Here is a 23,326-nt window from a genome sequence, read left to right on the forward strand (position 1 = left end):
GGCGGGGCGGTTGAAATAGGACGGTGGGGCGGGGTGGTGAGGCGGGACGGTGTAGCGGGGTGGTGAGACGGGACGGTGTAGCGGGGTCGTGAGGCAGAGCGGGCGGTTGGAGAGGCAGAGCGGGCGGTTGGAGCAGGACGGTTGAAGCGGGGCGGCTCCTGCGACCGGCGGCGACGGTATGCCGCGGGTTCAGAGTTTTCCGGCGCCCGCCCCCGCCCGCACCAGGGACGGGACCGACGACGCCGGGTCGAGGGTGTAGGGATAGTAGGTGGCGGGTTCGGTCACCGTTCCGCCGGCCTCGCAGGGTCCGGACGATGTGAAGATGTTGGCTCGCTGGACCAGGCGGCCCGGGCCGCTGTCGGCATAACCGCTGGTGGAGAAGCACGGGTGTGGCACGTTGGCGAAACTGTTGCCTTCCAGGAGCACGCCGGCGTTCATGGTCGACGCGACGCCGTACAGCTCGTTGGTGTCGAAGAGGTTGTTGTAGACGTGGACCGGCTCGCCGAACCGTACCCGTGGATGCCGTTGCCGGGAGCCGTCGAACCAGTTGTGGTGGATCGACACCTTGAGATGGCCGACGTCTGTCGACGACGCGCCGTCGGAGTGCCCGATCAACATGCTCTTGTCGGTGCCGGCGAAGTGGTTCCAGGAGACGGTCACGTAGTCGGCGCCGCGCACGACGTCGATCGATCCGTCGACCGGGCTGACGAACGTGTTGTGGTCGATCCAGATGTGATGTGACTGTTGACCCACATTGATCGCGTCGTCCTCGGCGTCGACGAACGTCAGATTCCGCACGATCACGTTGTACGACTTGTAGAAGTCCAAGCCTCCACCGGTGATCGTCGGGTTGCTGCCGACGCCGAGGATCGTCTTGTCGGGCCGCACTCCCTGTTTGCTGGTGATGGCGATCGTTCCGGACACGTGGATGACCAGGGGACCGACGGTGTCGATGGCGTCCAGCAGTTCATCGGTGGTGTCCACCACGACGGTCGGCCCGGCCGCGCCCCCGGTGGTGCCGGTGGCGAACCCGTCAGCCGACGCCGGGAAAGCCGAGACCGGAAAATCCGAAGCCGGGAAAGCCGAAACCGGGAAAGCCGAAACCGGAAAAGCCGAGGACGGGAAAGCCGAGGACGCCGATGCGGGAGCGGCGGACGCGGCGGTGAGCGCTGTCAGGAGGGCGGTCGCCAGAACGGTGACGGTGAGACGTCGGTGCATCAGATCCTCCCCACGCCGGCGCCCGCGGTGACCAGTGACGGCACCGACGCGGCCGGGTCCAGGTGATAGGTGTAGTAGTCGGCGGGTGACTGCACCGCTCCCCCGGCCTCGCAGATCCCGGAGTCGACGAACACGTTGTCGCGCTGCATCAGACGGCCGGGGTCGCTCTCGGCGTATCCGCTCGTCGAGTGGCACGGGTGGGCGACGTTCTCGAAATAGTTGCCCTCGGCGACGACTCCGGCGTTCTGGGTGCTGGCTATCCCGTACAACCCGATGTTGTCGTAGTAGTTGTTGTAGAGGTGGACCGGCTCGCCGAACCGGACGCGGGGGTGCCGCTGCTGGGAGCCCTCGAACCAGTTGTGGTGATAGGTGACCCGCAGATAGCCGACGTCGGCGGGATGGTTGTCGGAATGGCCGAGCAGCATCGTCTTGTCGGTGCCCCGGAACCTGTTCCACGACACCGTCACGTTGGTGGACTGGCGTTTGATGTCGAGGGACCCGTCGTACCCGGGCAGGAACTCGTTGTGGTCGATCCACACGTGGTGTGCCTTGTTGGTGACGCTGATCGAGTCGTCGGAGGCGTTGCCGAACCGGATGTTGCGGATGATCACGTTGTTGCCGGGGCGGGTGGTGGTGCCGAGTTGCAGGCCGCCGCCGGTGATCTCGGCGGTGGAGCCGACGCCGAGGACGCTCTTGTTCGCGACCACCGTGATCATGCCGCTCGCGGTGATCCGGCCGGAGACCAGAATGGTGTACGGGGTATTCGCACCGGCGTATTGCGCCAGCTGGGCGGCCGTGGTGACGGTGACGGTGGGCCCGGCCGCCCCACCGGTGGTCCCGGCGCCGAAACCGTCGGCGGCGGAAGGCGCGGCGAGCGCGGAGAAGGCGACCGGGGACGGCGAGGCGTGAACGGCGGGGAGGGACACGGCCACGACGGAGAGGATCAGGGGCAGGACGATCAGCCGGCGCATCACAGCCTCCCCACTCCGGCACCGGCGGTGACCAGTGCTTTCACGGTGGCCGGATCGTCCAGGGTGTAGCTGTAGTAGGTGGACGGTTCCTGCACCACCCCGCTGCAGACGGCGGTTCCGGACTCCCCGGCGTAGATGTTGTCGCGGGCCACGCAACGGCCGGCCGGCCCGGCGTATCTGTCGGTCACGGGTTCCTCCACGTCCTCGAAGTAGTTGCCCTCGACCACGCACCCGGCGTTGTTCTGGCAGGCCACCCCGGTGTCGGTGTTGTAGACGTAGTAGTTGTTGTAGACGTGCACCGGCTCGCCGAACCGCACCCGGGGGTTGCGCTGCGGGGTCCGGTCGAACCAGTTGTGGTGGTAGGTGACCTTCAGCCGCCCGGTGTCCTGGGCCCCGTTGCCGTCGTCGTGGCCGAGCAGCATGTTCTTGGTGTGGTGGTGGTTGTGGTTCCACGACACGGTCACCAGTGACGATCCGCGCTTGATGTCGATCAGCCCGTCGTAGCCGTACGCCAGGTCGTTGTGGTCGATCCACACGTGGTGGGAGAACATCTGCACGTTGATCGCGTCGTCGGTGGCGTTGCGGAACGACAGGTTCTGGATGATCACGTTGTGTACGGCGTCGGCGGGTGGCGTGGTCACGTCCGACATCGGCAGGCCGATGTTGAGTCCGCCGCCGCTGATCCCGGCGGTCGCGCCGACGCCGACGATCGACTTGTCGCTGGTCACGTCGTGCATGCCGGCGGGCACGGTGATGGTGCCGAGCACGCAGATGGTCATCGGCCCGGCGGCGGCGATCGCGGACAGCAGCTCGGCGGCGGTGTCGACCTGCACGGTCGGCCCGCCGGCGCCTCCGGTGGTGCCGGCGCCGAAGCCGGTGGCGGCTCCGGTGACCGCGCATCCGCCGGGCGGCGGCGGGGTGGTCGGGGTGGGTGAGGGTCCCGGGCCGGGTGTGGTGGTGTCGACGGTGACGTCGTCGAAGGCCGCGGAGGCGTAGGCGGTGACCAGCCCGATGCGCCCGGAACCGAACGTGCTGTCGGTGGCGGTGACGACCGGGTTGCCGTCGACGCGCCCGGTGAGGGTGCCGCCCTGCACGGTCAGGGCGAGGGTGCGCCACACTCCGGTGCCGGCGCCCACCGCGGCGGTGGCCAGGGTGGTGGCGGTGCCGCCGGAGACCCGCTGCAGCTGGGCGCTGCCGGAGCCGGTGAGCACCAGGGTGTAGTACTGGCTGGTGGACTGGGCGCGGGCGGCGATCCCGGCGGTGCGGTCGGCCGCCCCGAAGGCCAGCGGTCTGACCCGTGCCTGCACGGTGTAGTCGGTCCACGAGCCGGTGCCGGCGAGCGCACGGGCCTGGGCGCTGACACTGGACTGCTGGTAGGCGGCGCCGGTGATCGACCAGGTCCCGCCGTTGCGCGACCAGCCGGCGGCATCACCGTCGTCGAAGGTGTCGGTGAAGAGGGCGGCGGCGTGCGCGGGGACGCCGATCAGTGCGGCGAGCAGCAGGACCGCCGATGCGATGAGGATTTTCTTCATGCCGGATCCTCCGATTATGCGGGACCCAAAACATAAAATTGCCATCCGGTACGGTCAATGCTCTCGCGTTTGCAGGAATGTTGCAGTAGCACCTGCCGCGAATCGGATTGACTTGCCTGCACGACTGTCGTACCGTCCGGGCGGGAAAGCGCATTCCCCCACGTCGCGCGCCCGTCCCCAACGAGGAGTTAATCCCCATGAAATCAAGGAATCTGCTGGCCGGCGCCCTTGTCGGCGCGGTGATATCGGCAGTCATCCAGGCGCCCGCGACAGCCGCCGCGACCACGCTCTATGTGGCGGTCAACGGCAATGACAGCAGTGCCGGAACGCTTGCCGCGCCGTTCCGGACCATTCAGCGGGCGATCGCCGCCGCGGTCGCCGGAGACACCGTCGCGGTGCGCGGTGGCACCTACCCGCTGGCGGGCAACATCCAGATCACCAAGAGCGGCACCGCGGCCGCGCCGTACACGCTGACCGCCTACGGCACCGAGCGGGTGATCATCGACGGGGAGGCGCTGGGCTACACCCCGGGTGCGGTCGGCTCGACGATTCCGGCGGCACAGCGCGGGGCGATCCACATGGAGGCGTCGTACTGGCGGCTGATCAATCTGGAGATCGTCAACGGCCCGTACGGGGTGTACTGCGCCGGATGCAACAACAACGTCTTCGACCGGCTCAAGACGTACCACAATTATGAGACCGGCTTCCAGTTGCAGGGCGCATCGGCCGGCAATCAGATCCTCAACCTGGACAGCTACGGCAACCGCGACCCCCGCAAGAACGGGGAGAGCGCCGACGGCCTCGGCATCAAGGAGGGTTCCGGCGCCGGCAACGTGGTGCGCGGCGCCCGGCTGTGGAACAACGTCGACGACGGTTTCGACGCGTGGATGTTCACCTCGCCGATCACCATCCAGAACAGTGTGGCCTACGGCAACGGCTACAACCGGTGGAGCATCCCGAACTTCTCCGGTGACGGCAACGGGCTGAAGCTGGGTGGCAGCAGCGGCACCGGGCCGGCCGCCGCGCACGCGGTGAGCAACACGTTCTCGTGGGGTAACGCCGCGCACGGCTTCACCGACAACGGCAACACCGGGGCGATCACGATCAGCCGCAGTACCGCCTACAACAACGCGAAGACCGGTTTCGACGTGGACGGCGGCTCGACCACCCGGCTGACCGCGAACCTGGCGCTGGGCAACAAGACGGCGGTGGCGCTGGGTTCGTCGACGGCGTCGGGCAACTCGTGGAACATCGGCGGCACCTGGACGGTGCAGAGCACCGACGCGTCGGCCATCACCGGTGCCCGCAACGCCGACGGCTCGATCCGCACGTCGAACTACCTGGTCCCGTCGAACGGCCAGGCGGTCGGCGCGAAGATCTGAAAGAGGCGCGAAGATCCGCGGAGGCGCGAGGAGCACCACACAGCGGGTTCTCCGGCCGGCCGAGCCCCTTCGGCCGGCCGGAGAACCGCTACCGGCGGGCGGCCTCCCCCCAGGAGGCCAGCTCACCGCGGGCGAGACAGACGATCAGATATCCGCCGGGGCCGACCACCGCCCACGACTCGGCGTCCGGGTCGACGTCGACGACCAGCCGGGCCCCGCTGCCGAAGTCGATGCACAGCTCACCGTCGGCGCCGCTGCCGGCCGACCGGACCACCTCGCCGAGCAGGGTGGCCATGATGTCGTCGGGGTTGTCACCGGGTTCGATGTCGGTGCGCCCGCCGGGCCCGTCCAGGTGCGTGATGGTCTCGATCAGCACCCGGCAGCCGCCGGTGAAACCGAGGGCGATCGAGTGGCCGAGCTGCACGTACTCCAGCTTGCGGCCGACCAGTACGCCGAGGGGGCGCGAACGCCGGGCAGCCATGGCGGGCATCATCGAACACCCCGATCGGTCGGTGCGGATCTGATGGCAGGAACGTATGCCCCGGCACCATAAGAGAGCCTTAAAGAACCGAACCGTTATCGATGCGAGTCGTACGGCCCGGCGTCGGCGACGATCGTCTTGAACCGGACGGCGGCCGGCCCCAGTGGACGGTCGGTGCGCCAGGTCAGCCCAACGACCCGTTCCGCGCCCGCCCCGGCCAGGGCGATCCCGATCGTGCCGGTGGCGCCGGCGAACTGTTCGGGCACCAGCGCCACCCCCAGCCCGGCGCCGACCAGGCCTTCGATGGTGGCCAGGTCGCCGATCTGCAGGGCGATCCGCGGGATCACCCCGGCCGCCGCGAACAGGCCGTCGACCAGTGCCCGGAACCCGAACCCGGCCGGGATGGTGACGAAGTCCTCGCCGGCCACGTCGGCCAGGCGCACGCGACGCCGTCCGGCGAGACGATGGCCGGGCGGCACGATGAGGACGAGGGTCTGGGACTGCAGGGCCAGCCAGCCGTACGGGCCCCGGGGCTGGGGTGAGGTCAGCGCCAGGTCGACGGCCCCGGCGTCCAGGTCGGGCACCATCACATGGCCGGGTTCCTGGCGCAGTTCGACGCGCAGGTGCGGGGCGTGTTCGCGGACGTCGTGCAGGATCCGCGGCACCAGTGAGGTGGCCATCGAGTCCAGGAACGCCAGCCGCACCGTGCCGGCCTCCGGGTCGAGCAGCCCGGCCAGGTCACGGCGCAGCCGGTCGTAGCGCCCGACCAGGTCACGGGCGGCGGCCAGGGTCAGCTCCCCGAGCGGATTGGGGTGTACGCCCTTGGCGTCGCGTTCGAACAGGCGCACCCCGAGTTCGGCCTCCACCCGGGCGAGCAGGCGGGACAGGCTGGGCTGGCTGATGCCGAGCGCGGCGGCCGCCTCGGTGACGTGTTGGTGATCACCAAGGGCGAGCAGGCTTCTCAGGTCGTCGAGCTGCATCGCCGTACATCATACGTACGGCGCATGAGGTTGATGATTTTCATGCATTGGACGCATGCCGACGGGCGGCGAAGAGTGACACCCCGTGAGCACCTATCGCCGGGCCTGCCTCGCGCTATCCGCCGCGGGGGTGGCCACGTTCGCCCTGCTGTACAGCACACAAGCCCTGCTTCCAGAGCTCTCCACCACGTTCGGGGTGACACCCGGGCAGAGCTCGTGGTCACTGTCCGCTGCCACCCTCGGGCTGGGGGTGGCGCTGCTGATCACCGGGCCGTTGTCCGAGCGGGTCGGGCGTACCCCGCTGATCCATCTGTCTCTGGGACTGTCCGCGGCGGTCGGCCTGGCGTGCGCGCTCGCCCCGTCCTGGCCGGCGCTGCTCGGGCTGCGGCTGCTGCAGGGTGTCACGCTGGCCGGGCTGCCCGCGGTCGCCACCGCCTACCTGCGTGAGGAGTTACCCGAGCACACCCACGCCCGGGCGGCCGGCCTGTACATCGGCGGCACCGCACTGGGCGGCATGAGCGGGCGGCTGGTCAGCGCGGCGGTCGCCGACGCGTACGGCTGGCGGTGGGGTCTGGCCGCGGTCGCCCTGCTCGGCCTGGGGTGCGCCGCCGTCGTCGCGCTGCTGCTGCCCGCCTCCCGCAACTTCACCGCCCGCCCGGCGTCGTCGATGTCGCGGCGCGCGTTCACCGATCCGGCACTGCTGAGCCTGTACGGCATCGGCGCGCTGTCGATGGGCGCGTTCGTGGCCGTCTACAACGCGATGGGCTTCCGGCTGACCAGCGCCCCGTTCCTGCTCGGCGCGGGCGCGGCCGGGCTGGTGTTCCTGGTGTACCCGGCCGGCACGATCAGTTCGACGGTGTCCGGGCGGCTGGCCGACCGGTTCGGGCGTCGTGCGGTGATGCCGGTCGGCTGCCTGATCACCGCGGCCGGTCTGCTGCTCACCCTGCCGGACAATCTGGTGACCACGGTGGCCGGGCTGGCGGTGATGACCGCCGGGTTCTTCTGCGTGCACGGGGTGGCCAGCGGCTGGGTGCCGGTGCGGGCGCACGCGGGCGGGGTCCCGGCGGCGCAGGCGGCCTCGCTGTACCTGTTCGCCTACTACGCGGGCTCGTCGCTGTTCGGCAACCTGGCCGGCACCGCCTGGTCACACGGCGCGTGGCCGACGGTGGTGGCACTGGCCGCGGCCTGCGTGCTGGCCGGCGGGCTGCTGGCCGGCTCGCTGCGCCGCATGCCGTCCCTGATCCCCCAGCGCAGCTGACCCCGTGCCGCACAACGGCGCGAATCGCACCACAAAGCGGCACGCGCGGTTCCCCCGACAACCGCGTGCCGCACAACGGCGCGGAACGCACCACACCGCGGCACGCGCGGCCACCCCGACAACCGCGTGCCGCACAACGGCGCGGAACGCACCACACCGCGGCACGCGCGGCCACCCTGGCAACCGTGTGCCGCACAACGGTGCGGGGTTCAGCCGTCGATGCTGCGCGACAGGTTGGCGATGCTGGTCACCAGGGCCGTCAGGTAGGCGTCGACGCGCCAGGTGGTGGCCACCACCTCACCGAGGCGGGCGGCCAGCACCGGCAGCGGCATCACCGGCCCACCCGACCAGACGACCATCCGGGCCACCAGGTCGCCGAGCACACCCCGGACGATGTCGCGGGTCAGCAGGATCAGGTCCCCGGCGGCCCGGGTCACCACGGTCATCGCGGTGGAGATCGCGGCCAGCCCGTGCAGCGCCTCCACATTGTTGGCCATGATCTCCAGGTAGGCCCGGACGTCCGCCCGGTCGCTGTCGCCGAAGTCGTCGTCGAGGCAGCGGCGCAGCCCGGCGCCGATCCGCTGGAGTTCGGCGGCCATCTCCCGCCACTCCTCGGCCTGTTTGGCGACCACGTCGGGCATCCCGGTGAGGTCGTCGAGCATCCGCCGCAGCGGTTGCACCCGGTCCAGCAGGCTGTCCAGCCCGTTCGCGCGCAGCAGGGCGAACCCGTCGTCGACCGGCAGCGCGAACTCGGCCACCGGCGCCGTCTCGGCCAGTTGCGGTTCCACCCACTCACGCTGTTCGACGGTGTCGAGGACGTCCTCGATGATGGCGGTGGCCGGCCGGGCCGGTTCGCCGCCGTCGGCTGCCGGGGTGGCGGCGCCGGGTTCGGGCATGCCGATCAGGTCGGCGAGACGCTGTTCGCCGTCGGCGACCCGGCGCAGCCCGGTCGCGAACAGGGCGAGGGTCTCCTCCACGTAGTCGACCAGATGCCCGTGGCGGACGTGGCGTTCCCCCAATCCGGTGAGGATCCAGCCGCACATCCGGCCGAACGCCGCCTGGTCCCGCTCGAACCGGGCGACCCGCTCCCCGATCCGCCCGAGCCGGAGTCGCAGCACGTCAAGATGCCCGGCGTGCGCCCGAATCCACTCCGGATCAAACCGGCCTCCCCCGCTGCCCACAACGGCACCGTAACGTCCGCGCGCACAACCCGCGCCTAGGGCGGCTGAACCGTCCGCGCCGTGCCGGGGTTCGCCCGGTTGGAGGGCCGCGGTCTCAAGAAGCGAGGACCGGACTCTTGACTGTCGTACGAAGGAGGAACCGCGATGCCCACCCCGACCCCGGTTGTGACCGCCGCCCGCGCGGAGGCCCTGTTCACCAGCGGGCTGGCCACCGGCAGCCGGCCCACGTTCGCGATCGTCGACCAGGCCATCCGGGCCTCCGTGCGCGCCCATGGCGGGGTGCGGGCGTGTGCCGCCGACGTGGCCGCCGAGTTCGGTGACCACCCGGAGTGCGCGCTGCCCCGGATGCGCTGGGCGCTGGACATGGTGGCCGCGCTCTATCCATCCCACCGGGGCCACGGCGAGGGAAAGGTTCAAGTACCGACCGGCCCGACCGATCGTCCGGCATGTGACAGAACCACGTCCGGTCGTTCCGGGTCTCAGCGCGCTCCAGCCGATCGGCCGGGGTGGGCAGAGCGTCGTGCACCGAGCCCGTCGTGCCGACGGCACCGACGTGGCGGTCAAGATCCTGCTGGATCCGGCCGGCCGTGCCCGACTGCGCCGGGAGGCGACGTGGATGGCCGCGTGCCGGCATCCGGGGCTGCCCGAGGTGTTCGACACCGGGGAGACCGACGGCCAGCCGTACCTGGTGATGGAGTTCGTCGCCGGCGACGGCCTCGGTGACCTGCTACGGGCCGGGCCGCTGACCCCGGCCCGGTCGGCGGCGATCGCCGCCGACATCGCCGGCGCCCTGTCGGCCATGCACGCCACCGGTGTGGTGCACCGCGACATCAAACCGGACAACATCATCGTCGGGCCGGACGGCCGGGCCCGCCTGGTGGATCTGGGTTTCGCGACCTGGGCCGGGCAGCACAGCGGCGAGGCGGTGGCCGGCACCCTCACCTACGCCCCGCCGGAGCAGAACGGCACCCTGCAGCGGCCGGTGGACGCCCGCAGCGACCTGTACGCGCTGGGCATCGTGCTCTACGAGTGCCTGACCGGCCGGCCGCCGTTCCAGGCCCCGGACGCCGGTGAGCTGCTGCGCCTGCACACGGTGGCGGTGCCGAAGCTGGGCGGGGACCTGCCGCCGACGCTGGCCGCCGTGGTGGCCCGGCTGCTGGCCAAGGACCCCGACGACCGGTACGCCGGGGCCACCGGCCTGGCCGCCGACCTGCGCCGGCTGGCCGAGGACCCGGACGCCGTGTTCACCGTCGGCGACGGCGACGAGCCGGCGTCCCGGCCGGACACCCCGATGGCCGGCCGGGACGCCGAGATCGCCGAGCTGGCCGCCCTCTGGGGCGAGACCTCGGACCGGTGCCGGGCCGCGGTGATCCGGGGCGGCGCCGGTTCCGGGCGGACCCGGCTGTTGCGCGAGTTCACCGGCCGCCTGGAGAGGGCCGGGGTGAGCGTGCTGCGCGGCGAGTGCCGTCCGGGTGACGCCCCGCTGGCCGTGCTGTCGCGGATCTTCGACACCCACCTGGAGCAGGTCGGCCCGGAACTGATCCGGTCGGCGGCCGGCGACGCGGCGGCCTACCTGGGCCGGTTGTCGCCGGCGCTGCGGGAGATCTTCGGCGCCGGCGACGGCGGGTCGGCGTTCATGATGGCCGTCACCGAATTCCTCGGCGACCTGGCCGAGCAGACCGGCGGGCTGGTCCTGGCCCTGGACAACGCCCAGTGGCTGGACGTCACCACCATCCAGATGCTGCACCAGCTCACCCAGAGCAGCACCGCCCCGCTGCTGATCGTGGCCACCCTCGACGACCCGGAGGCGGGCACCGAACCGGGCGGCGGGCAGATCCCGGACGGCGCGGCCTGGGCCGGCGGTGAGGCGCTCACCCTGCACCTGCGGCCACTGGAGCAGACCGCCCTGGCCCAGCTGCTGGCCACCTACACCGGCGGCTACCCGCTGGCCGACGGCCTGCTGGAGCGGCTCGGCGCGCGGGCCGGCGGGCTGCCGCTGACCGCGCTGATGCTGTCGCGGGCGGCCATCGACGCCGGGCTGATCTTCCCCCGGGACGGCCGGCTGGACATGGACGCCGACGGCCTGCAGCACCTGGACATCCCGACCGACCTGGCCGGGCTGCTGCTGGAGCGCATCGACGGGCTCGGCGGTGAGGGCCGGCGGCTGCTGGCCACCGCCGCGGTCGCCGGGTTCCACTTCGACACCGACAAGGTGGCCCGGATCGCTCGGCTGGACGCCGAGCAGGTCCGTACCGGCTGTGAGGCGGCGGTCGGGCTGGGCCTGCTGGAACACAACGGCGACGGGTACGGTTTCGTGCACGAGCGGGTGCACCGCGCCCTGCTCGCCGACCTGGCCCCGGAGCTGCTGCGCGACCTGCACCAGCGGGCCGCCGACGAGGCGCCGACCAGTTACGCCGAGGCCCGGCACCTGCTGCAGGGCCACCCCGACCGGGACACCGACCGCACCACCCGGGTCTGCCTGGCCGCCGCGCACGACGCGCTGCGCGAGCACGCCGGGGCGGACGCGATCACCTTCCTGGAGGCTGCCGAGCCGTATCTGGCCGCCGACTCCGACACCGACGTGGCGTGGACCGAGGCGCTGGGGATGGCGTACGCGCAGATCGGCCGGATCTCCGACGCCCGGCAGCGGTTCACCGTGGCGCTGGCCGCCACCGGCGACGCCGAGGTCCGGGCCCGGCTGCACCGCCGGCTGGCCCAGCTGCACCTGGGCCGCTGGCAGCTGACCGCGGCGATGCAGGAGACCGCGCACGGCCTGTCCGCACTGGGCTTGCGCACCATCTCCGGTGGTGTCGTCGGCCTGGTCACCGGGATCGCCTACCTGCTCGCCGCGGTGCTCGTGGAACGCACCGGCCTGGGTTTCGGCACGGCTGACGAGCAGCGGCTGGCCCGTTACCGGCAGCGGTACGCGCTGTACTCGGCCGGCGCCTACGCGGCCCTGCTCGCCACCCGCTCCGGCACGATGATCGGCTACGAGATGCGCGGCCGGTACGTGTCGGCCCGGATGGGCCTGTCGATGGAGTACGCCCGTCAGGCGGCCCACAACGCGGCCTTGAGCCAGACCGTGCTGCGCCGCCACCACGGCCGGTCCTTCGCCCGTGCGCGGCGGATCGCCGAGCGGGTCGGGCAGCCGGCCGCGGTGGTCTACACCGAATACCTGCGCCGGCTGTGCGAGACCCAGACCGGCCAGCCCGACCTGGAGGAGTACCAGCGCTGGCTGGAACGGCACGGCCCACTGCTGGAACCGGCCGAGAACCTCAACTACGCGCTGTCGATGTCCGCCCGCTGGTTCCTGACCGGGCGGATGGCCCCGATGCGTGCCGCCGTCACCCAGGGCATGGACCACGTATGGCGTACCGAAGCGAATGAACCCAACGCCCGGATCCGTGCGCTGACCTGGCCGTCCGGGCGGGTCCCGACGGTCGACGAGGCGGCCGCCGTGCTGGCACAGACCGATCCGGCCGGCGCCGACCCGGGTTCGCGGCTGATGACCCTGATCGGGGTCCTGGAGATCTGCCGCGACCAGCACGACCACGGCCCCACCTTCGACCGGGCCGCCACCGAACTGTCCGAGCTGGCACTGCGCCCGGCCCGGGTCGCCGCCACCCTGCGGGTGGTGTACTCCACGGCCGCGTTCGGCCGGCTGGAGCGGCTGCGCACGGCCGCGCCGCAGGACCGGGACGTGGCACTGGCCGCCGCCCGCCGCGCGGTGCGGCAGCTGCGCGAGGCCGCCGACCGGGGCCGGGGCGCCTGCCGGCAGCTGACCGCCCACCACGCGGTCGCCGCCGCCCACCTGGCGCTGCTGTCCACCGGGGACGTGCACCGGCTGCTGGCCCGCGCCGAGCGGCTGGTCGCCGGTGACGACCTGCCCGGCATGGCGCTGTCGCTGACGGTGCTGCGGGCCCGGATCGCGGTGGCGGCCGGCAAGACCGAGGAGGCGGTGACGCTGGCCGAGGCGGCCGGTCATCTCGCCGACCAGCTCGGCCAGATCCGCTACGCCCAGGCCGTACGCCGGGAGTTCAGCCTCGCCGCCGGGCACACCAGCCAGGCGTCGGTGCTCGACGACGGCGGGGCCGCCGACCGGCGCCGCCTCGGCGCTCTGGAACGGCTCAGCCGCACCCTGTCCGGGGTGGTCCGGCTGGACGAGCTGAGCCGGGCGGTGCTCGACGAGACGGTGCTGATCCTCAACGCCGAACGCGCCTACCTGTTCCTGATCGACGGCGACGACCTGCAGCCGTACAGCGGCCGCGACGCCGACGGCGCGGACCTGGAGGTGCTCACCGACTACGGTTCGACCATCGTGGACCGGGTCCGCACCACCGGCAAACCGGTGGTGGTCACCGGCACCGAGGAGGGCGCGGCCCTCGGCTCGCAGAGTGTCGTGCTGCACGGGCTGCGCAGCATCATGGCCGCGCCGCTGGTGATGGACGGCCGGCTGCTGGGCGTGGTCTACATGGACAGCCGGGTCGCCAAGGGCATGTTCACCGCGGCCGACGTCGGCATCCTCACCGCGATCACCCAGCACGTGGCGGCGGCGGTGGAGACGGCGCGGGCCGCCCAGCTGGCGGTCGCCGTGCGCGCCGCCGAACAGCAGCGCGACATGGCCGAGACCCTGCGCGAGTCGCTGATCAGGTTCAGCCGGCTGCTCGACCCGCAGGCCATCCTGGACGAGCTGTGCGACACCCTGACCGGGGTGCTGCCGGCCGCGGCCGCGCACCTGATCACCGCCTCCGACGACGGTGACCTGACCGGGCCTCAGAAGACCCCGGTGGAGCGCACCCCGATGCTGAACCAGCTGCTGGCCGCGCCCGGCCCGATCGTGGTGTCGCACCTGGCGCTGCCGTTCCTGGACGACGGCGGCAAGCACCTGGTGGTGCCGCTGCACCGGCAGGAGGCCCAGGTGGGGCTGATCGTGCTGGCCGCCCCGGAACCGGCCGCGTTCGGGCCGACCGAGATCACGCTGGCCGCCGCGATCGCCGAGGAGGCGATGCTGGCCTACCACAACGCGGTGCTGTTCGCGCAGGTCCAGTACATGGCCACCACCGACGCGCTGACCGGTGTCAGCAACCGCCGGCACTTCTTCACCGTCGCCGAGCGGGCGCACACCGCCGCGGCCGGGCGGGAGCAGCAGTTCGCCGCCGTCATGATCGACATCGACCACTTCAAGAAGATCAACGACCAGCACGGCCACCAGGCCGGCGACCAGGTGATCGCCACCGTCGCCGCCCGGCTGCGCGACGCCCTGCCCGACGGCGGCGAACTCGGCCGCTACGGCGGCGAGGAGTTCGCCGCGGTCTGGGCCGTCGACGGCGACCCGGCCACCGCCGCCGAACGCCTGCGCCAGACGATCACCGGCACCCCGGTCGAAACCGACGGCGGCCCCCTCGCCGTCACGGTCAGTGTCGGTGTCTGCCCGGCCGACCCGGCCCGCACGACACTCGACGCCGCCCTGAAAGCCGCCGACAGCGCCCTCTACCAGGCCAAGAAGGCCGGCCGGAACCGTGTCGTGCTGGCCGGAAAACCACAACCGGCAACCGGCGCCGACACAGCGGTGACCGTCGGCGGCCGGTAGACCCCGGCACGGCCTGCCGTATCGTCCGGTGCGGCAGGCCGTACGTCACCATCGATCAGGAGCATCCGTGACCGACACCCGGATCACCAGCAGCGAACAACTCCGGGAGCTGGTCGAACCGCCGCACCCGCACATCCGCGACAAGGCCCTCGACCTCATCGACGAGGAGTCCCGCCGGTTCCTGCTCGCCTCCACGTTCTTCGTCCTGGCCACCACCGGCGCCGACGGCTCCCTGGACGTGTCCCCCCGCGGCGAGACCCCCGGCGGCGTGCGGGTCCTCGACGACCACCACCTGGCCTTCGTGGACCGGCCCGGCAACCGACGCCTGGACAGCTTCCACAACATCCTGGACCACCCCCGGGTCGGGATGCTGTTCATCGTCCCCGGCATGCGCGAATGCGTCCGCGTCAACGGCACCGCCACCCTGCTGCGCGACCCGTCCTACGCCCCGGCCGACGTCCGCGGCACCTCGATCGGCGTGACCGTCCGGGTCGAGGAACTGTTCGTGCACTGCGGCCAGGCCCTGCGCCGCTCCTCGCTGTGGGACCCGGCCGGCTGGCCCACCGCCGACACCGTGCCCACCTCCAAGGCCCTGATCGAGAGCCAGGCCAGACACTGGCCCGCCTTCCGCTGACACGACGAAGCGCCCCACCGCATCGGTGGGGCGCTTCGGACGTGCCCGGTCAGCCGCCGGTGATGGACCAGTGCCAGGCCTCCGACGGCAGGTTGACGTAGCCGTACTTCGCCGCGTTGGCCTGCAACCAGGTGAAGGCCTTCGTCTTGCGGCTGATCGTCTTCCCACCGGAGCTGATGTCGACGGCCAGGCCGATCTCGTGCAGCGAACGGCCCGGGATCGCCGTCGGCACCCGGCACGACGACGCCGGGGCGGTCCACACGTCCGGACAACCGTTGATCTTCCGGAGTTCGATCTGCCGCTCCTTGGTGCGGAAACCCCCACCGGAGATCACCACCCCGGCCGCGGCCGCGTCGTCGACCATCCGCTTGAACGCGAACGCCACGGTACGGTGCACGGTCACCCCGTACACGCTGGTGGTGTCGGCGACCGTGAACGCCGGGCGGACCTGGTCGACGACACCGCGGCTGAGCGCGGCGGCCCGGGTGGCATACTCGGCCGCGGTGCCCTGGTTCGCGATCCGGCGCTGGGTTCCGGTCACCGCGGTGGCGGCGGTGGTGTGCGCGGTGGCGGCGGCCCTCAGCACCACGGTGGCGCTCCTCACCCCGGCCTGCGCGGCCCGCAACGGCACCGCGGCCTCGTGCAGCTTCTTACGGCGCTGGTCCCGGGTGACGGTGGCGGCGGCGACGGCCTTCCTGGCCTTGGTCACCGCGCTCTTCTTCACCGGGCGCTGCTTCGACACCTTCTTCAAGACGTTGTTCGCGTCGGTCAGCGCCCGCTCGGCGGCCTTGAGCCGGTCGTGGACGCCCTGGTGGGTGACCGACACCGCGCTCAGCGTCTTCTGCGCGGCCACCTCGGCGCGGGTGGCCACGCTCACCTCGCCCGCCCGTACCGCAAGCACTCGCTGTTGATCCTTGAGAGTGAGCCGCAGCGAGGCCATCGTCGCGTCGGCGGTCAGACTGCGATACATCAGGCTGGAGTAACTCGTGGCCACCGCCGGCACGGCGGCCTGCGCCGCGGCCGGCACGGACAGGACGGGCGCGGCCGTCGCGAGGGTCAGGACGACAGCGGCGGCGAGACGTCTACCATGCACCTTTTCGTACGCTCCTCAGCTCCAGTCGAACGTGAACCACCGACTGTGCCGAGCCCCGGGTGCCGTCCCGGCTCCCCACGAGTGCGAAAAGGTTGCACAGGGGACCGGACCGGCCCCCTGTGCGATGACGGCTAGGCCACCCGCCACTTCTGGTTCGCGGTGCCGGCGCAGTCCCACAACTGCAGCCGCGCACCGTTGGCGCCGTTGTTGTCGACGATGTCCACGCACCGGTTGGCCGAGATGTTCACCAGATCACCGGCGCCGGACAGGGTGAACCGCTGAACCGGGTTGCCGTTGCAGGTGACCAGCTGGATCGGGGTGCCGTTGGCCAGCGCCCCACCGGCCGGGTCCATGCACTTGCCCATCGCGCGCAGCGTGCCGTCACCCTGGAACGCCCACTTCTGCGGGGCCAGACCGTTGCAGTCGTACATCTGCAGCCGGGTCCCGTCGGCGGTGTTGCCCGAGGGGATGTCGATGCAGCGGCCGTTGAGGTTGCTCCGCAGCGCGCTGCCGGCCGGCGCCGGAGTGCCCTCGTTCCACGCCGACACCCGCACCCAGTCGACCAGCATGGTCTGCGGGAACGAGGTGGACGCGTCCGGGCTGCCCGGCCAGTTGCCGCCGACGGCCACGTTCAGGATCAGGAAGAACGGGTGGTCGAACACCCACTGACGGCCGCCGAGCGAGGCCGGGGTCACCCGGAAGTACTCGACACCGTCCAGCTGCCAGACGATCAGATTCGGCGACCATTCCACCGCGTACGAGTGGAAGGCGTCCCCGAGCGGCGCGTTCAGGGTCCGCTTGCCACTGATCGCGCTGCCACCGTTGTAGCCGGGGCCGTGGATGGTGCCGTACAGGTTGTTCGGCTCCTTGCCGACGTTCTCCATGATGTCGATCTCGCCGGACTGCGGCCAGCCGACACTGCCCAGGTTGTCGCCCAGCATCCAGAACGCCGGCCAGATGCCCTGCCCCTTCGGCACCTTGATGCTGGCCTCGAACCGGCCGTACTTCTGGGTGAACTTGCCCGAGGTCAGGATGCGGCCGGACGTGTACTGGCAGGAGCCGTACCAGCACTGGAAGTTGTTCGGGTTCTCCTTGCGGGCGGTGATCGCCAGGCGCCCCTGCCCGTCCTGGCGCACGTTGTTGGTGGAGTTGGTGTAGTACTGCAGCTCGTTGTTGCCGAAGCCGCCACCGCCGACGTCGAAGTTCCACTTCGACCCGTCGACCGGGGCGCCGGCCGCGCCGTTGAACTCGTCTGACCAGGTCACCGGCCCGACCGCGGCGTCGGCGACGTCACCGCGGGAGGCCACGGTGAGGGCTCCGGTGAGCGTGGTCGCGACCACGGCAATACCCAGCAGCATGCGTAATCTGCGCATAGGGGGATCCTCCGGGGGGAAAGGCACAACTACTCGAAACATTGTTTACATTTCGAGTGTCATCGGTCAATGCCGACGAGTTCCGGAACCCCCGGATAACAACTATTTTCGATCAGTACCGTCGATCAGTACCGTCGATCAGTACCGGAAATGCGACACCAGGGCCCGCAGATCCCCCGACATCCGCGCCAGCTCCGCCGTCGCCTGCTGCGCCTGCGACACCCCCTCCGTGGTGTGCTGCGCCGCCACCGCCACCGTCGCCACATTCGCCGCGATCTGCTCCGCCGTCGTCGCCGTGTCCGCCACGTTCCGGTTCATCTCCGCCGTCGTCGCCGTCTGCTCCTCCACCGCCGACGCGATCGTCGTCTGATAGTCACTCACCTTGCCGATCACCGTCGTGATCTCGGCGATCGCCGACACCGCCGACCCCGTCCCCGACTGGATCGCCTCCACCCGCCGGATGATGTCCTCAGTCGCCCGCGCCGTCTCCTGCGCCAACTCCTTCACCTCACCCGCCACCACCGCGAACCCCTTACCCGACTCCCCCGCCCGCGCCGCCTCGATCGTCGCGTTCAACGCCAGCAGATTCGTCTGCTCAGCGATCGCGGTGATCGCCTCCACCACCTTGCTGATCTCCCGCGACGACTCCCCCAACGACGACACCGTCGCATTCGCCGCCTCCGCCGCCTGCACCGCCGTCACCGCCACCGCCGCCGCCTCCGTCGTCGAATGCGCGATCTCCCGGATCGACGCACCCATCTGCTCACTACCCGCCGACACCATCTGCACATTGCTCGACACCTGGTTCGCCGCCTCCGACACCACCTGCGCCTGCGCCGCCGACTCCTCCGCCGACGCGGAGATCTCCGTCGCCACCGTCGACATCTGCTCCGCCGCCGCGGCCAGCGACGCCGACGACTCATCGATGGTGCGCACCACCCGGCCCAACGACTCCAGACTGCGCCGCAGCGCACCGGCCATCTGCGCCACCTCGTCCTGCCCGGACACCTCCACCGGCGTCGCCAGATCCCCCTCGGCCAGCGACTCCAGCCGCCGGCGCACCTTCTCCACCGGCCGGGTCACCGACAACGTCACCATCACCGCCAGCACCACCGCCAGCACCGCCGCCCCGACACCCACACCCCACACCGTCGCCGTACCGGAATCGTGCGCGGCGTGCGCGTCACCCTTGGCCGCGGCGAACTCGGCGTCGGCGAGCGTGGCCGCCTCGTCCAGCTGCACCCCGATCTCCTGGAACAGCTCGATCTCCCGGCCCAGCACCAGCGCGTTCGCCGCGGTGGCCGAACCGGCGAGGTAGAGCCGGGCGATCTCCTCGTCCACCGACATGAACTCGTCGACCAGCTCGGTGATCTGCTGGGCGTCCTCCGGCGCGTCCGCACTGATCGCCGTGACACGCTCCCGGAAGGTCGCCACCGCGGCCAGGAACGAGGCACGCGACTCGCCGCTGTCCCGGGCCGCGCCGGGCACCCCGCGCAAGGCGTCGAACGCGTACGCCGTCTGCCAGCCGTTGAAGTCGGCGGCGGCGAACTTCGCGTCCTTCACCTCGGTGACGAACTGCTGGCTGCGCTCCATCCGGTCAGCCGCGGACTGCTGACTGTTCGACGTCATCAGCGCCACCGTCAGCATCACCAGCAGCAGACCGACCACGACAGCGAACGAGACCGCCAGGCGCACACCGAGCCGCATACGGGTCAGAATCGTCACGACGACAAGATCGGTACTTCGCGCGCGGAGATAAGCCGCTTCACCACCAGAATTCGTGGAAGAGCCGAAACGCCACGGATTCTCGGCCATCATCCGCCGATCTGTCCGGTTGATCCACTGGTTGGTGTCCGCTGGCACAACGTGCGAACACCCCTGGGCCGCTCGGTTCGGCACGGGTTCGCTGACGGCCGGCTCCCCGGGCCGAGGTCACACCCCCTAAAGCATCCTAGGAACCTGGACTGAATCGGCGACCCGGACCACACCGAGACCGAGGTGCCGATCCAGCCCGGTCCGGCTGGCGCGGGAAGGGCGGGCCCGCCGGCACCGAGCGGCTGGATCAGACCAGGACCGGCGGGCGCCAGGATGCCGGATCACACCGGAACGAGAAGGTGCGGGGGACGGCAGATCAGACCGGGACCTGCCGTCCCCGGAAGGCGGATCAGGCCGGGACCGGAGAGCGATCGGGGCGGATGTCGTACGAGGTGGGTGGCCCCGCCTCGGTCCAGTGGACGCCGACCACCGTGCCGGACCCCAACCGGATGCCCGGGGCGTGCCCGCCGAACGCCTCCACCAGCAGAGCGTCCAGGGTGTGCCGGGCACCGTCGACCGAGCCGCGCAGACTGGTCGAGCGCAGCTCCCGGCCGAGGATGATCGCCGCGTCCCGCCGGTGCCGGTCGGGGCTGGACTCGCCGGCGGTCAGCGCCGCCTCCACCCGGGACCACAAGCGCCAGCGGTCGGCGTCCAGCAGCAGGCGGGCCCGCCGGTCCAGGGCCGCGCACGGCACGTCGACGGCGGTCTCCTCTCCCAGCTCGGCGGCCCAGGCCAGCTCGCCGGCGGGTGGGCGGAGTCGCGGATATTCGTGCAGGACCACCGCGTACGACATGGCGATCGTGGTCTCTCGTCCCGCACCGTCGTAGAAGGGGCGCAACGGAGGGAAGCGGCGGACCAGGTGGGTGGCCCGGCCGAGGGGCAGGTCGGCGGCGAGCCTGGTGTCGGCGACCCGGGCGAGGAAACCGCGCTGTTCGCGGGCGGCGAACATCCACGCCCGATGATCATCCGGCGGGCGGGGACCGGAATCCGGCGGAGCGGACTCCAGCAGGCGGGCGGCCACCGAATAGGCCACCCCGAGCCGGGCGGCCAGGGCACGGACGGCACGTTTGCGGGCTCGGTCCGGAACAGCGCGACGACTCATGGCGACTCCTCCCGAACGCATCGTAAATCGAAGCGCGCTACGCTCGGGGGGCAGCGCGCCTGCACGAGCGTCGCGGGGCCGCCCACGCGGGTCCCGCATCAGCGCCAAGAGGCTCCGACTCAGCGCGATCGACTCCACTCTGTCTCCTTGGGCGGGGTGCGTGGGGCCTTGCCGCGAGGACGTGAGTGTCGTGGTCGAGCGTTTCACTGATCGTTTCCGGCCGGCGACGGCGGATGGTTCCGCGCCGCTGGAGCGGTACGGCGTCGATCTGACCCGGCTGGCCCGGGACGGGCGGCTGGATCCGGTGATCGGCCGGGAGCCGGAGATCGAGCAGGTGATGCTGGCGCTGTCGCGGCGCCGGAAGAACAATCCGGTGCTGGTCGGCGAGCCGGGGGTGGGCAAGACCGCGGCGGTCGAGGGGCTGGCCCGGGCGATCGTCGCCGGTGACGTCCCGGACACCCTGGCCGGCAAGCGGGTGTGCACTCTGGACCTGAGTGCCCTGGTGGCCGGCGCCCGCTACCGGGGTGATTTCGAGGAGCGGCTGAAGCGGGTGCTGGCGGAGGTGGCCGCGGCCGGTGATGTGGTCCTGTTCATCGACGAGATCCACACTCTGGTGGGGGCGGGTTCGGCCGAGGGCTCGATCGACGCGGCGAGCATTCTCAAGCCGCTGCTGGCCCGGGGCGAGTTGCAGCTGGTCGGGGCGACCACCCTGGACGAGTATCGCCGTTTCCTGGAGCGGGACCGGGCTCTGGAGCGGCGGCTGTCGCCGATCCGGGTGGGTGAGCCGACGACGGAGCACACGGTGTCGATTCTGCGGGGGCTGCGGGACGCGTACGAGACGCATCACCAGGTGACGTACACCGATGGGGCGATCGTGGCGGCGGCGACGCTGGCCGGACGTTACCTCACGGACCGGTTCCTGCCGGACAAGGCGATCGATCTGCTGGACGAGGCCGGCGCCCGGCTGGCGGTGCGCCGCCTCTCCGGTGACCTGGACGTGCTGGCCGAGGTGGGGGACGAGGAGATCGCCGAGGTGCTCGCCGACCGGACCGGGATTCCGGTGCACCGGATCACCGAGGCGGAGTCCGCCCGGCTGCGGCACATGGAGGACGAGCTGCGCCGCCGGGTGATCGGCCAGGACGACGCGGTGCGGGCGGTGGCGCGGGCGGTCCGGCGGGCCCGGGCCGGTGTCAAGGATCCCCGGCGGCCGTCCGGGTCGTTCATCTTCGCCGGGCCGTCCGGCGTGGGGAAGACCGAATTGTGTCGTACGCTGGCCGCCTTCCTGTTCGGGTCCGAGGACACCCTGATCCAGTTCGACATGTCCGAGTTCCACGACCGGTCGACGGTGTCGCGCCTGGTCGGGGCGCCGCCCGGCTATGTCGGTCACGAGGAGGGCGGGCAGTTGACCGAGCGGGTCCGGCGGCGGCCGTTCTCGGTGGTGTTGTTCGACGAGATCGAGAAGGCTCATCCGGATGTCTTCCACACCCTGTTGCAGGTTCTGGAGGAGGGCCGGCTGACCGACGGCCGGGGCCGGATCGTCGACTTCGCGAACACTGTCGTGGTGCTGACCACCAATCTGGGCACGCGGGAGTCCGCCCGGACCGCCGGCTTCGGTTCGGTGGAGTCGCCGTCGCTGGTGGACGCCCGGCTGGCGGAGTTCTTCCGGCCGGAGTTCCTGAACCGGATCGACGAGACGATCGTGTTCGGCCGTCTGGGGCAGCCGGAGATCCTGCGGATCGTCGACGTGTTCGCCGGCCAGGTCGAGGAGCGGCTCCGGGACCTGGACATGGGTCTGACGCTCACCGATGCCGCCCGCCGGTTCCTGGCCGCCGAGGGGTTCGATCCGCTGCTCGGGGCCCGGCCGTTGCGCCGGGCCGTGCAGCGGGAGCTGGAGGATCCGCTGTCCGAGCGGATCCTCCGCAACGAGCTGCGCCCGGGTCAGACCGTGCTGGTGGACGCCACGGCCGATCTCACTTCGCTGACGTTGACGTGTCCAGCGCCCACTCCACCGACACGGTGACCGACAGGCGCTGACGGCCGGGCTCGATCGGCAGTGACGCGTCGGCGGCGAAGGCGGCCATGGCCTTGTACTGTTCGCCTCCGCCGCCCCAGCCGGGTGTCGTCTCGGTGACCTTGAGGACCCGGCCGAGCGGGCGGCCGGCCTCCTTGGCGAAGAGTTCGGCCTTGCCGCGGGCGGTGCCGAAGGCCCGCTTGCGGGCCTGGTTCAGCAGGCCGCTCTCGTCCTCGATGCCGAAGGACACCCCGTTGAGCCGGGCCGCGTCGCCACCGGCGGTGATGGTGTCGGAGAGGATCGTGCCGGCCTTGGTCAGGTTCCGGATCGTCACGGTGACGCCCTGGTTCACCGTGTATCCGGTGATCTTGCCGTCGTCGTCGGTCTTGGCCTCGACGTCGACGTTGGAGGTCTGCAGGTCGACCTTGGCGATGCCGGCCTTGACCAGCGCGTCGCGCATCTTGGCGGCGGCCGCGGTGGTGCCGTTCAGGGCCGCGGCGACGGTCGGCGCGGTGGTCTCGGCGGCCAGGTTGGCGGTCAGCTTGTCGGGCTCGCCGAACACCTCGCCGGTGCCGCTGACCTGCACGCTCTCCCAGGGCGGGTCGGTGTCGGCGAGGGCCGGGGATCCGAGGAGCAGCGTGCCGGTGGTGGCCAGCGCGACGAGCGCCGACCTGGTGGAGAGTGAGCGGTTCATTTTTCTACCAT

The 23,326-nt window shown here is 71.3% G+C and carries 15 protein-coding genes and 1 pseudogene; 5 read left to right on the forward strand and 11 right to left on the reverse strand.

Annotated features, from left to right (window positions below; translation table 11 throughout):
• Nucleotides 1–189 precede the first annotated feature (189 nt).
• Genes ACQ0O7_RS22805 through ACQ0O7_RS22815 form a run of 3 tightly spaced genes read right to left on the reverse strand, consistent with a single transcriptional unit; the run spans nucleotide 190 to nucleotide 3,721 of the window.
• Nucleotides 190–1,218 carry a pectate lyase family protein gene (locus ACQ0O7_RS22805; protein WP_430784192.1) on the reverse strand — a complete coding sequence of 343 codons (1,029 nt, stop codon included), beginning with the start codon at nucleotides 1,216–1,218 and terminating at the stop codon, nucleotides 190–192.
• Nucleotides 1,218–2,189 (reverse strand): pectate lyase family protein, encoded by a 972-nt coding sequence (locus ACQ0O7_RS22810; RefSeq protein ID WP_430784193.1) that lies wholly within the window; start codon nucleotides 2,187–2,189, stop codon nucleotides 1,218–1,220. Before ACQ0O7_RS22810 ends, ACQ0O7_RS22805 begins: the two co-directional genes overlap by 1 nt.
• Nucleotides 2,189–3,721, reverse strand: a complete 1,533-nt coding sequence (locus ACQ0O7_RS22815; RefSeq protein WP_430784194.1) for a pectate lyase family protein — start codon at nucleotides 3,719–3,721, stop codon at nucleotides 2,189–2,191. Before ACQ0O7_RS22815 ends, ACQ0O7_RS22810 begins: the two co-directional genes overlap by 1 nt.
• A 197-nt stretch (nucleotides 3,722–3,918) precedes the next feature.
• On the opposite strand from ACQ0O7_RS22815, the gene ACQ0O7_RS22820 reads away from it, so the two are divergent.
• On the forward strand, nucleotides 3,919–5,103 hold the full coding sequence (locus tag ACQ0O7_RS22820) for a right-handed parallel beta-helix repeat-containing protein (protein ID WP_430784195.1): 1,185 nt from the start codon (nucleotides 3,919–3,921) through the stop codon (nucleotides 5,101–5,103).
• A gap of 88 nt (nucleotides 5,104–5,191) precedes the next feature.
• On the opposite strand, the gene ACQ0O7_RS22825 is transcribed toward ACQ0O7_RS22820, so the two are convergent.
• Nucleotides 5,192–5,584: a DUF6188 family protein gene (locus tag ACQ0O7_RS22825; RefSeq protein ID WP_430784196.1), complete on the reverse strand. Its 393-nt coding sequence runs from the start codon at nucleotides 5,582–5,584 to the stop codon at nucleotides 5,192–5,194.
• Nucleotides 5,585–5,679: 95 nt separating this feature from the next.
• Nucleotides 5,680–6,564 carry a LysR family transcriptional regulator gene (locus ACQ0O7_RS22830; protein ID WP_430784197.1) on the reverse strand — a complete coding sequence of 295 codons (885 nt, stop codon included), beginning with the start codon at nucleotides 6,562–6,564 and terminating at the stop codon, nucleotides 5,680–5,682.
• An 85-nt stretch (nucleotides 6,565–6,649) separates the two neighbouring features.
• Here ACQ0O7_RS22830 and ACQ0O7_RS22835 point away from each other — a divergent pair, with 85 nt between their 5' ends.
• Nucleotides 6,650–7,822 (forward strand): MFS transporter, encoded by a 1,173-nt coding sequence (locus tag ACQ0O7_RS22835; protein WP_430784198.1) that lies wholly within the window; start codon nucleotides 6,650–6,652, stop codon nucleotides 7,820–7,822.
• A 209-nt stretch (nucleotides 7,823–8,031) separates the two neighbouring features.
• Here ACQ0O7_RS22835 and ACQ0O7_RS22840 read toward each other — a convergent pair whose 3' ends face one another.
• Complete coding sequence (locus ACQ0O7_RS22840; RefSeq protein WP_430784199.1) at nucleotides 8,032–8,940, reverse strand: hypothetical protein; 909 nt, start codon at nucleotides 8,938–8,940, stop codon at nucleotides 8,032–8,034.
• 511 nt (nucleotides 8,941–9,451) lie between these two features.
• Here ACQ0O7_RS22840 and ACQ0O7_RS22845 point away from each other — a divergent pair.
• Nucleotides 9,452–14,593, forward strand: coding sequence for a diguanylate cyclase (locus ACQ0O7_RS22845; protein WP_430784200.1), 5,142 nt, complete (start codon nucleotides 9,452–9,454; stop codon nucleotides 14,591–14,593).
• Nucleotides 14,594–14,660: 67 nt separating this feature from the next.
• A complete protein-coding gene (locus ACQ0O7_RS22850; RefSeq protein WP_430784201.1) occupies nucleotides 14,661–15,227 on the forward strand; it encodes an MSMEG_1061 family FMN-dependent PPOX-type flavoprotein in 567 nt (188 codons plus the stop codon).
• 49 nt (nucleotides 15,228–15,276) lie between these two features.
• On the opposite strand, the gene ACQ0O7_RS22855 is transcribed toward ACQ0O7_RS22850, so the two are convergent.
• The 4 genes from ACQ0O7_RS22855 to ACQ0O7_RS22870 all read right to left on the reverse strand — a co-directional run bounded on the left by ACQ0O7_RS22855 (nucleotide 15,277) and on the right by ACQ0O7_RS22870 (nucleotide 20,610).
• Nucleotides 15,277–16,320 carry a D-alanyl-D-alanine carboxypeptidase family protein gene (locus ACQ0O7_RS22855; RefSeq protein WP_430784202.1) on the reverse strand — a complete coding sequence of 348 codons (1,044 nt, stop codon included), beginning with the start codon at nucleotides 16,318–16,320 and terminating at the stop codon, nucleotides 15,277–15,279.
• 131 nt (nucleotides 16,321–16,451) lie between these two features.
• Nucleotides 16,452–17,693 (reverse strand): family 16 glycosylhydrolase, encoded by a 1,242-nt coding sequence (locus ACQ0O7_RS22860; RefSeq protein WP_430784203.1) that lies wholly within the window; start codon nucleotides 17,691–17,693, stop codon nucleotides 16,452–16,454.
• Nucleotides 17,694–17,831: 138 nt separating this feature from the next.
• Complete coding sequence (locus ACQ0O7_RS22865) at nucleotides 17,832–19,418, reverse strand: methyl-accepting chemotaxis protein (RefSeq protein WP_430784204.1); 1,587 nt, start codon at nucleotides 19,416–19,418, stop codon at nucleotides 17,832–17,834.
• A 439-nt stretch (nucleotides 19,419–19,857) separates the two neighbouring features.
• Nucleotides 19,858–20,610, reverse strand: a complete 753-nt coding sequence (locus tag ACQ0O7_RS22870; protein ID WP_430784205.1) for a hypothetical protein — start codon at nucleotides 20,608–20,610, stop codon at nucleotides 19,858–19,860.
• Nucleotides 20,611–20,833: 223 nt separating this feature from the next.
• Here ACQ0O7_RS22870 and ACQ0O7_RS22875 point away from each other — a divergent pair.
• Nucleotides 20,834–22,630: pseudogene (locus ACQ0O7_RS22875) on the forward strand (ATP-dependent Clp protease ATP-binding subunit); the annotation flags it as partial.
• Here ACQ0O7_RS22875 and ACQ0O7_RS22880 read toward each other — a convergent pair.
• On the reverse strand, nucleotides 22,581–23,315 hold the full coding sequence (locus ACQ0O7_RS22880) for an SIMPL domain-containing protein (RefSeq protein ID WP_430784206.1): 735 nt from the start codon (nucleotides 23,313–23,315) through the stop codon (nucleotides 22,581–22,583). The pseudogene ACQ0O7_RS22875 and the gene ACQ0O7_RS22880 sit on opposite strands and share 50 nt — an antisense overlap.
• Nucleotides 23,316–23,326: the final 11 nt, after the last annotated feature.

It is taken from the genome of Actinoplanes sp. G11-F43 (assembly GCF_050589265.1).
Classification (GTDB): Bacteria; Actinomycetota; Actinomycetes; order Mycobacteriales; family Micromonosporaceae; genus Actinoplanes.

Excerpts from the sequence above, each read along its gene's own strand:
- ACQ0O7_RS22880 (WP_430784206.1), bottom strand. The coding sequence starts at position 23,315 with ATGAACCGCTCACTCTCCACCAGGTCGGCGCTCGTCGCGCTGGCCACC.
- ACQ0O7_RS22810 (WP_430784193.1), bottom strand. The coding sequence starts at position 2,189 with ATGCGCCGGCTGATCGTCCTGCCCCTGATCCTCTCCGTCGTGGCCGTG.
- ACQ0O7_RS22820 (WP_430784195.1), top strand. The coding sequence starts at position 3,919 with ATGAAATCAAGGAATCTGCTGGCCGGCGCCCTTGTCGGCGCGGTGATA.
- ACQ0O7_RS22870 (WP_430784205.1), bottom strand. The coding sequence starts at position 20,610 with ATGAGTCGTCGCGCTGTTCCGGACCGAGCCCGCAAACGTGCCGTCCGT.
- ACQ0O7_RS22830 (WP_430784197.1), bottom strand. The coding sequence starts at position 6,564 with ATGCAGCTCGACGACCTGAGAAGCCTGCTCGCCCTTGGTGATCACCAA.
- ACQ0O7_RS22815 (WP_430784194.1), bottom strand. The coding sequence starts at position 3,721 with ATGAAGAAAATCCTCATCGCATCGGCGGTCCTGCTGCTCGCCGCACTG.
- ACQ0O7_RS22825 (WP_430784196.1), bottom strand. The coding sequence starts at position 5,584 with ATGGCTGCCCGGCGTTCGCGCCCCCTCGGCGTACTGGTCGGCCGCAAG.
- ACQ0O7_RS22805 (WP_430784192.1), bottom strand. The coding sequence starts at position 1,218 with ATGCACCGACGTCTCACCGTCACCGTTCTGGCGACCGCCCTCCTGACA.
- ACQ0O7_RS22860 (WP_430784203.1), bottom strand. The coding sequence starts at position 17,693 with ATGCGCAGATTACGCATGCTGCTGGGTATTGCCGTGGTCGCGACCACG.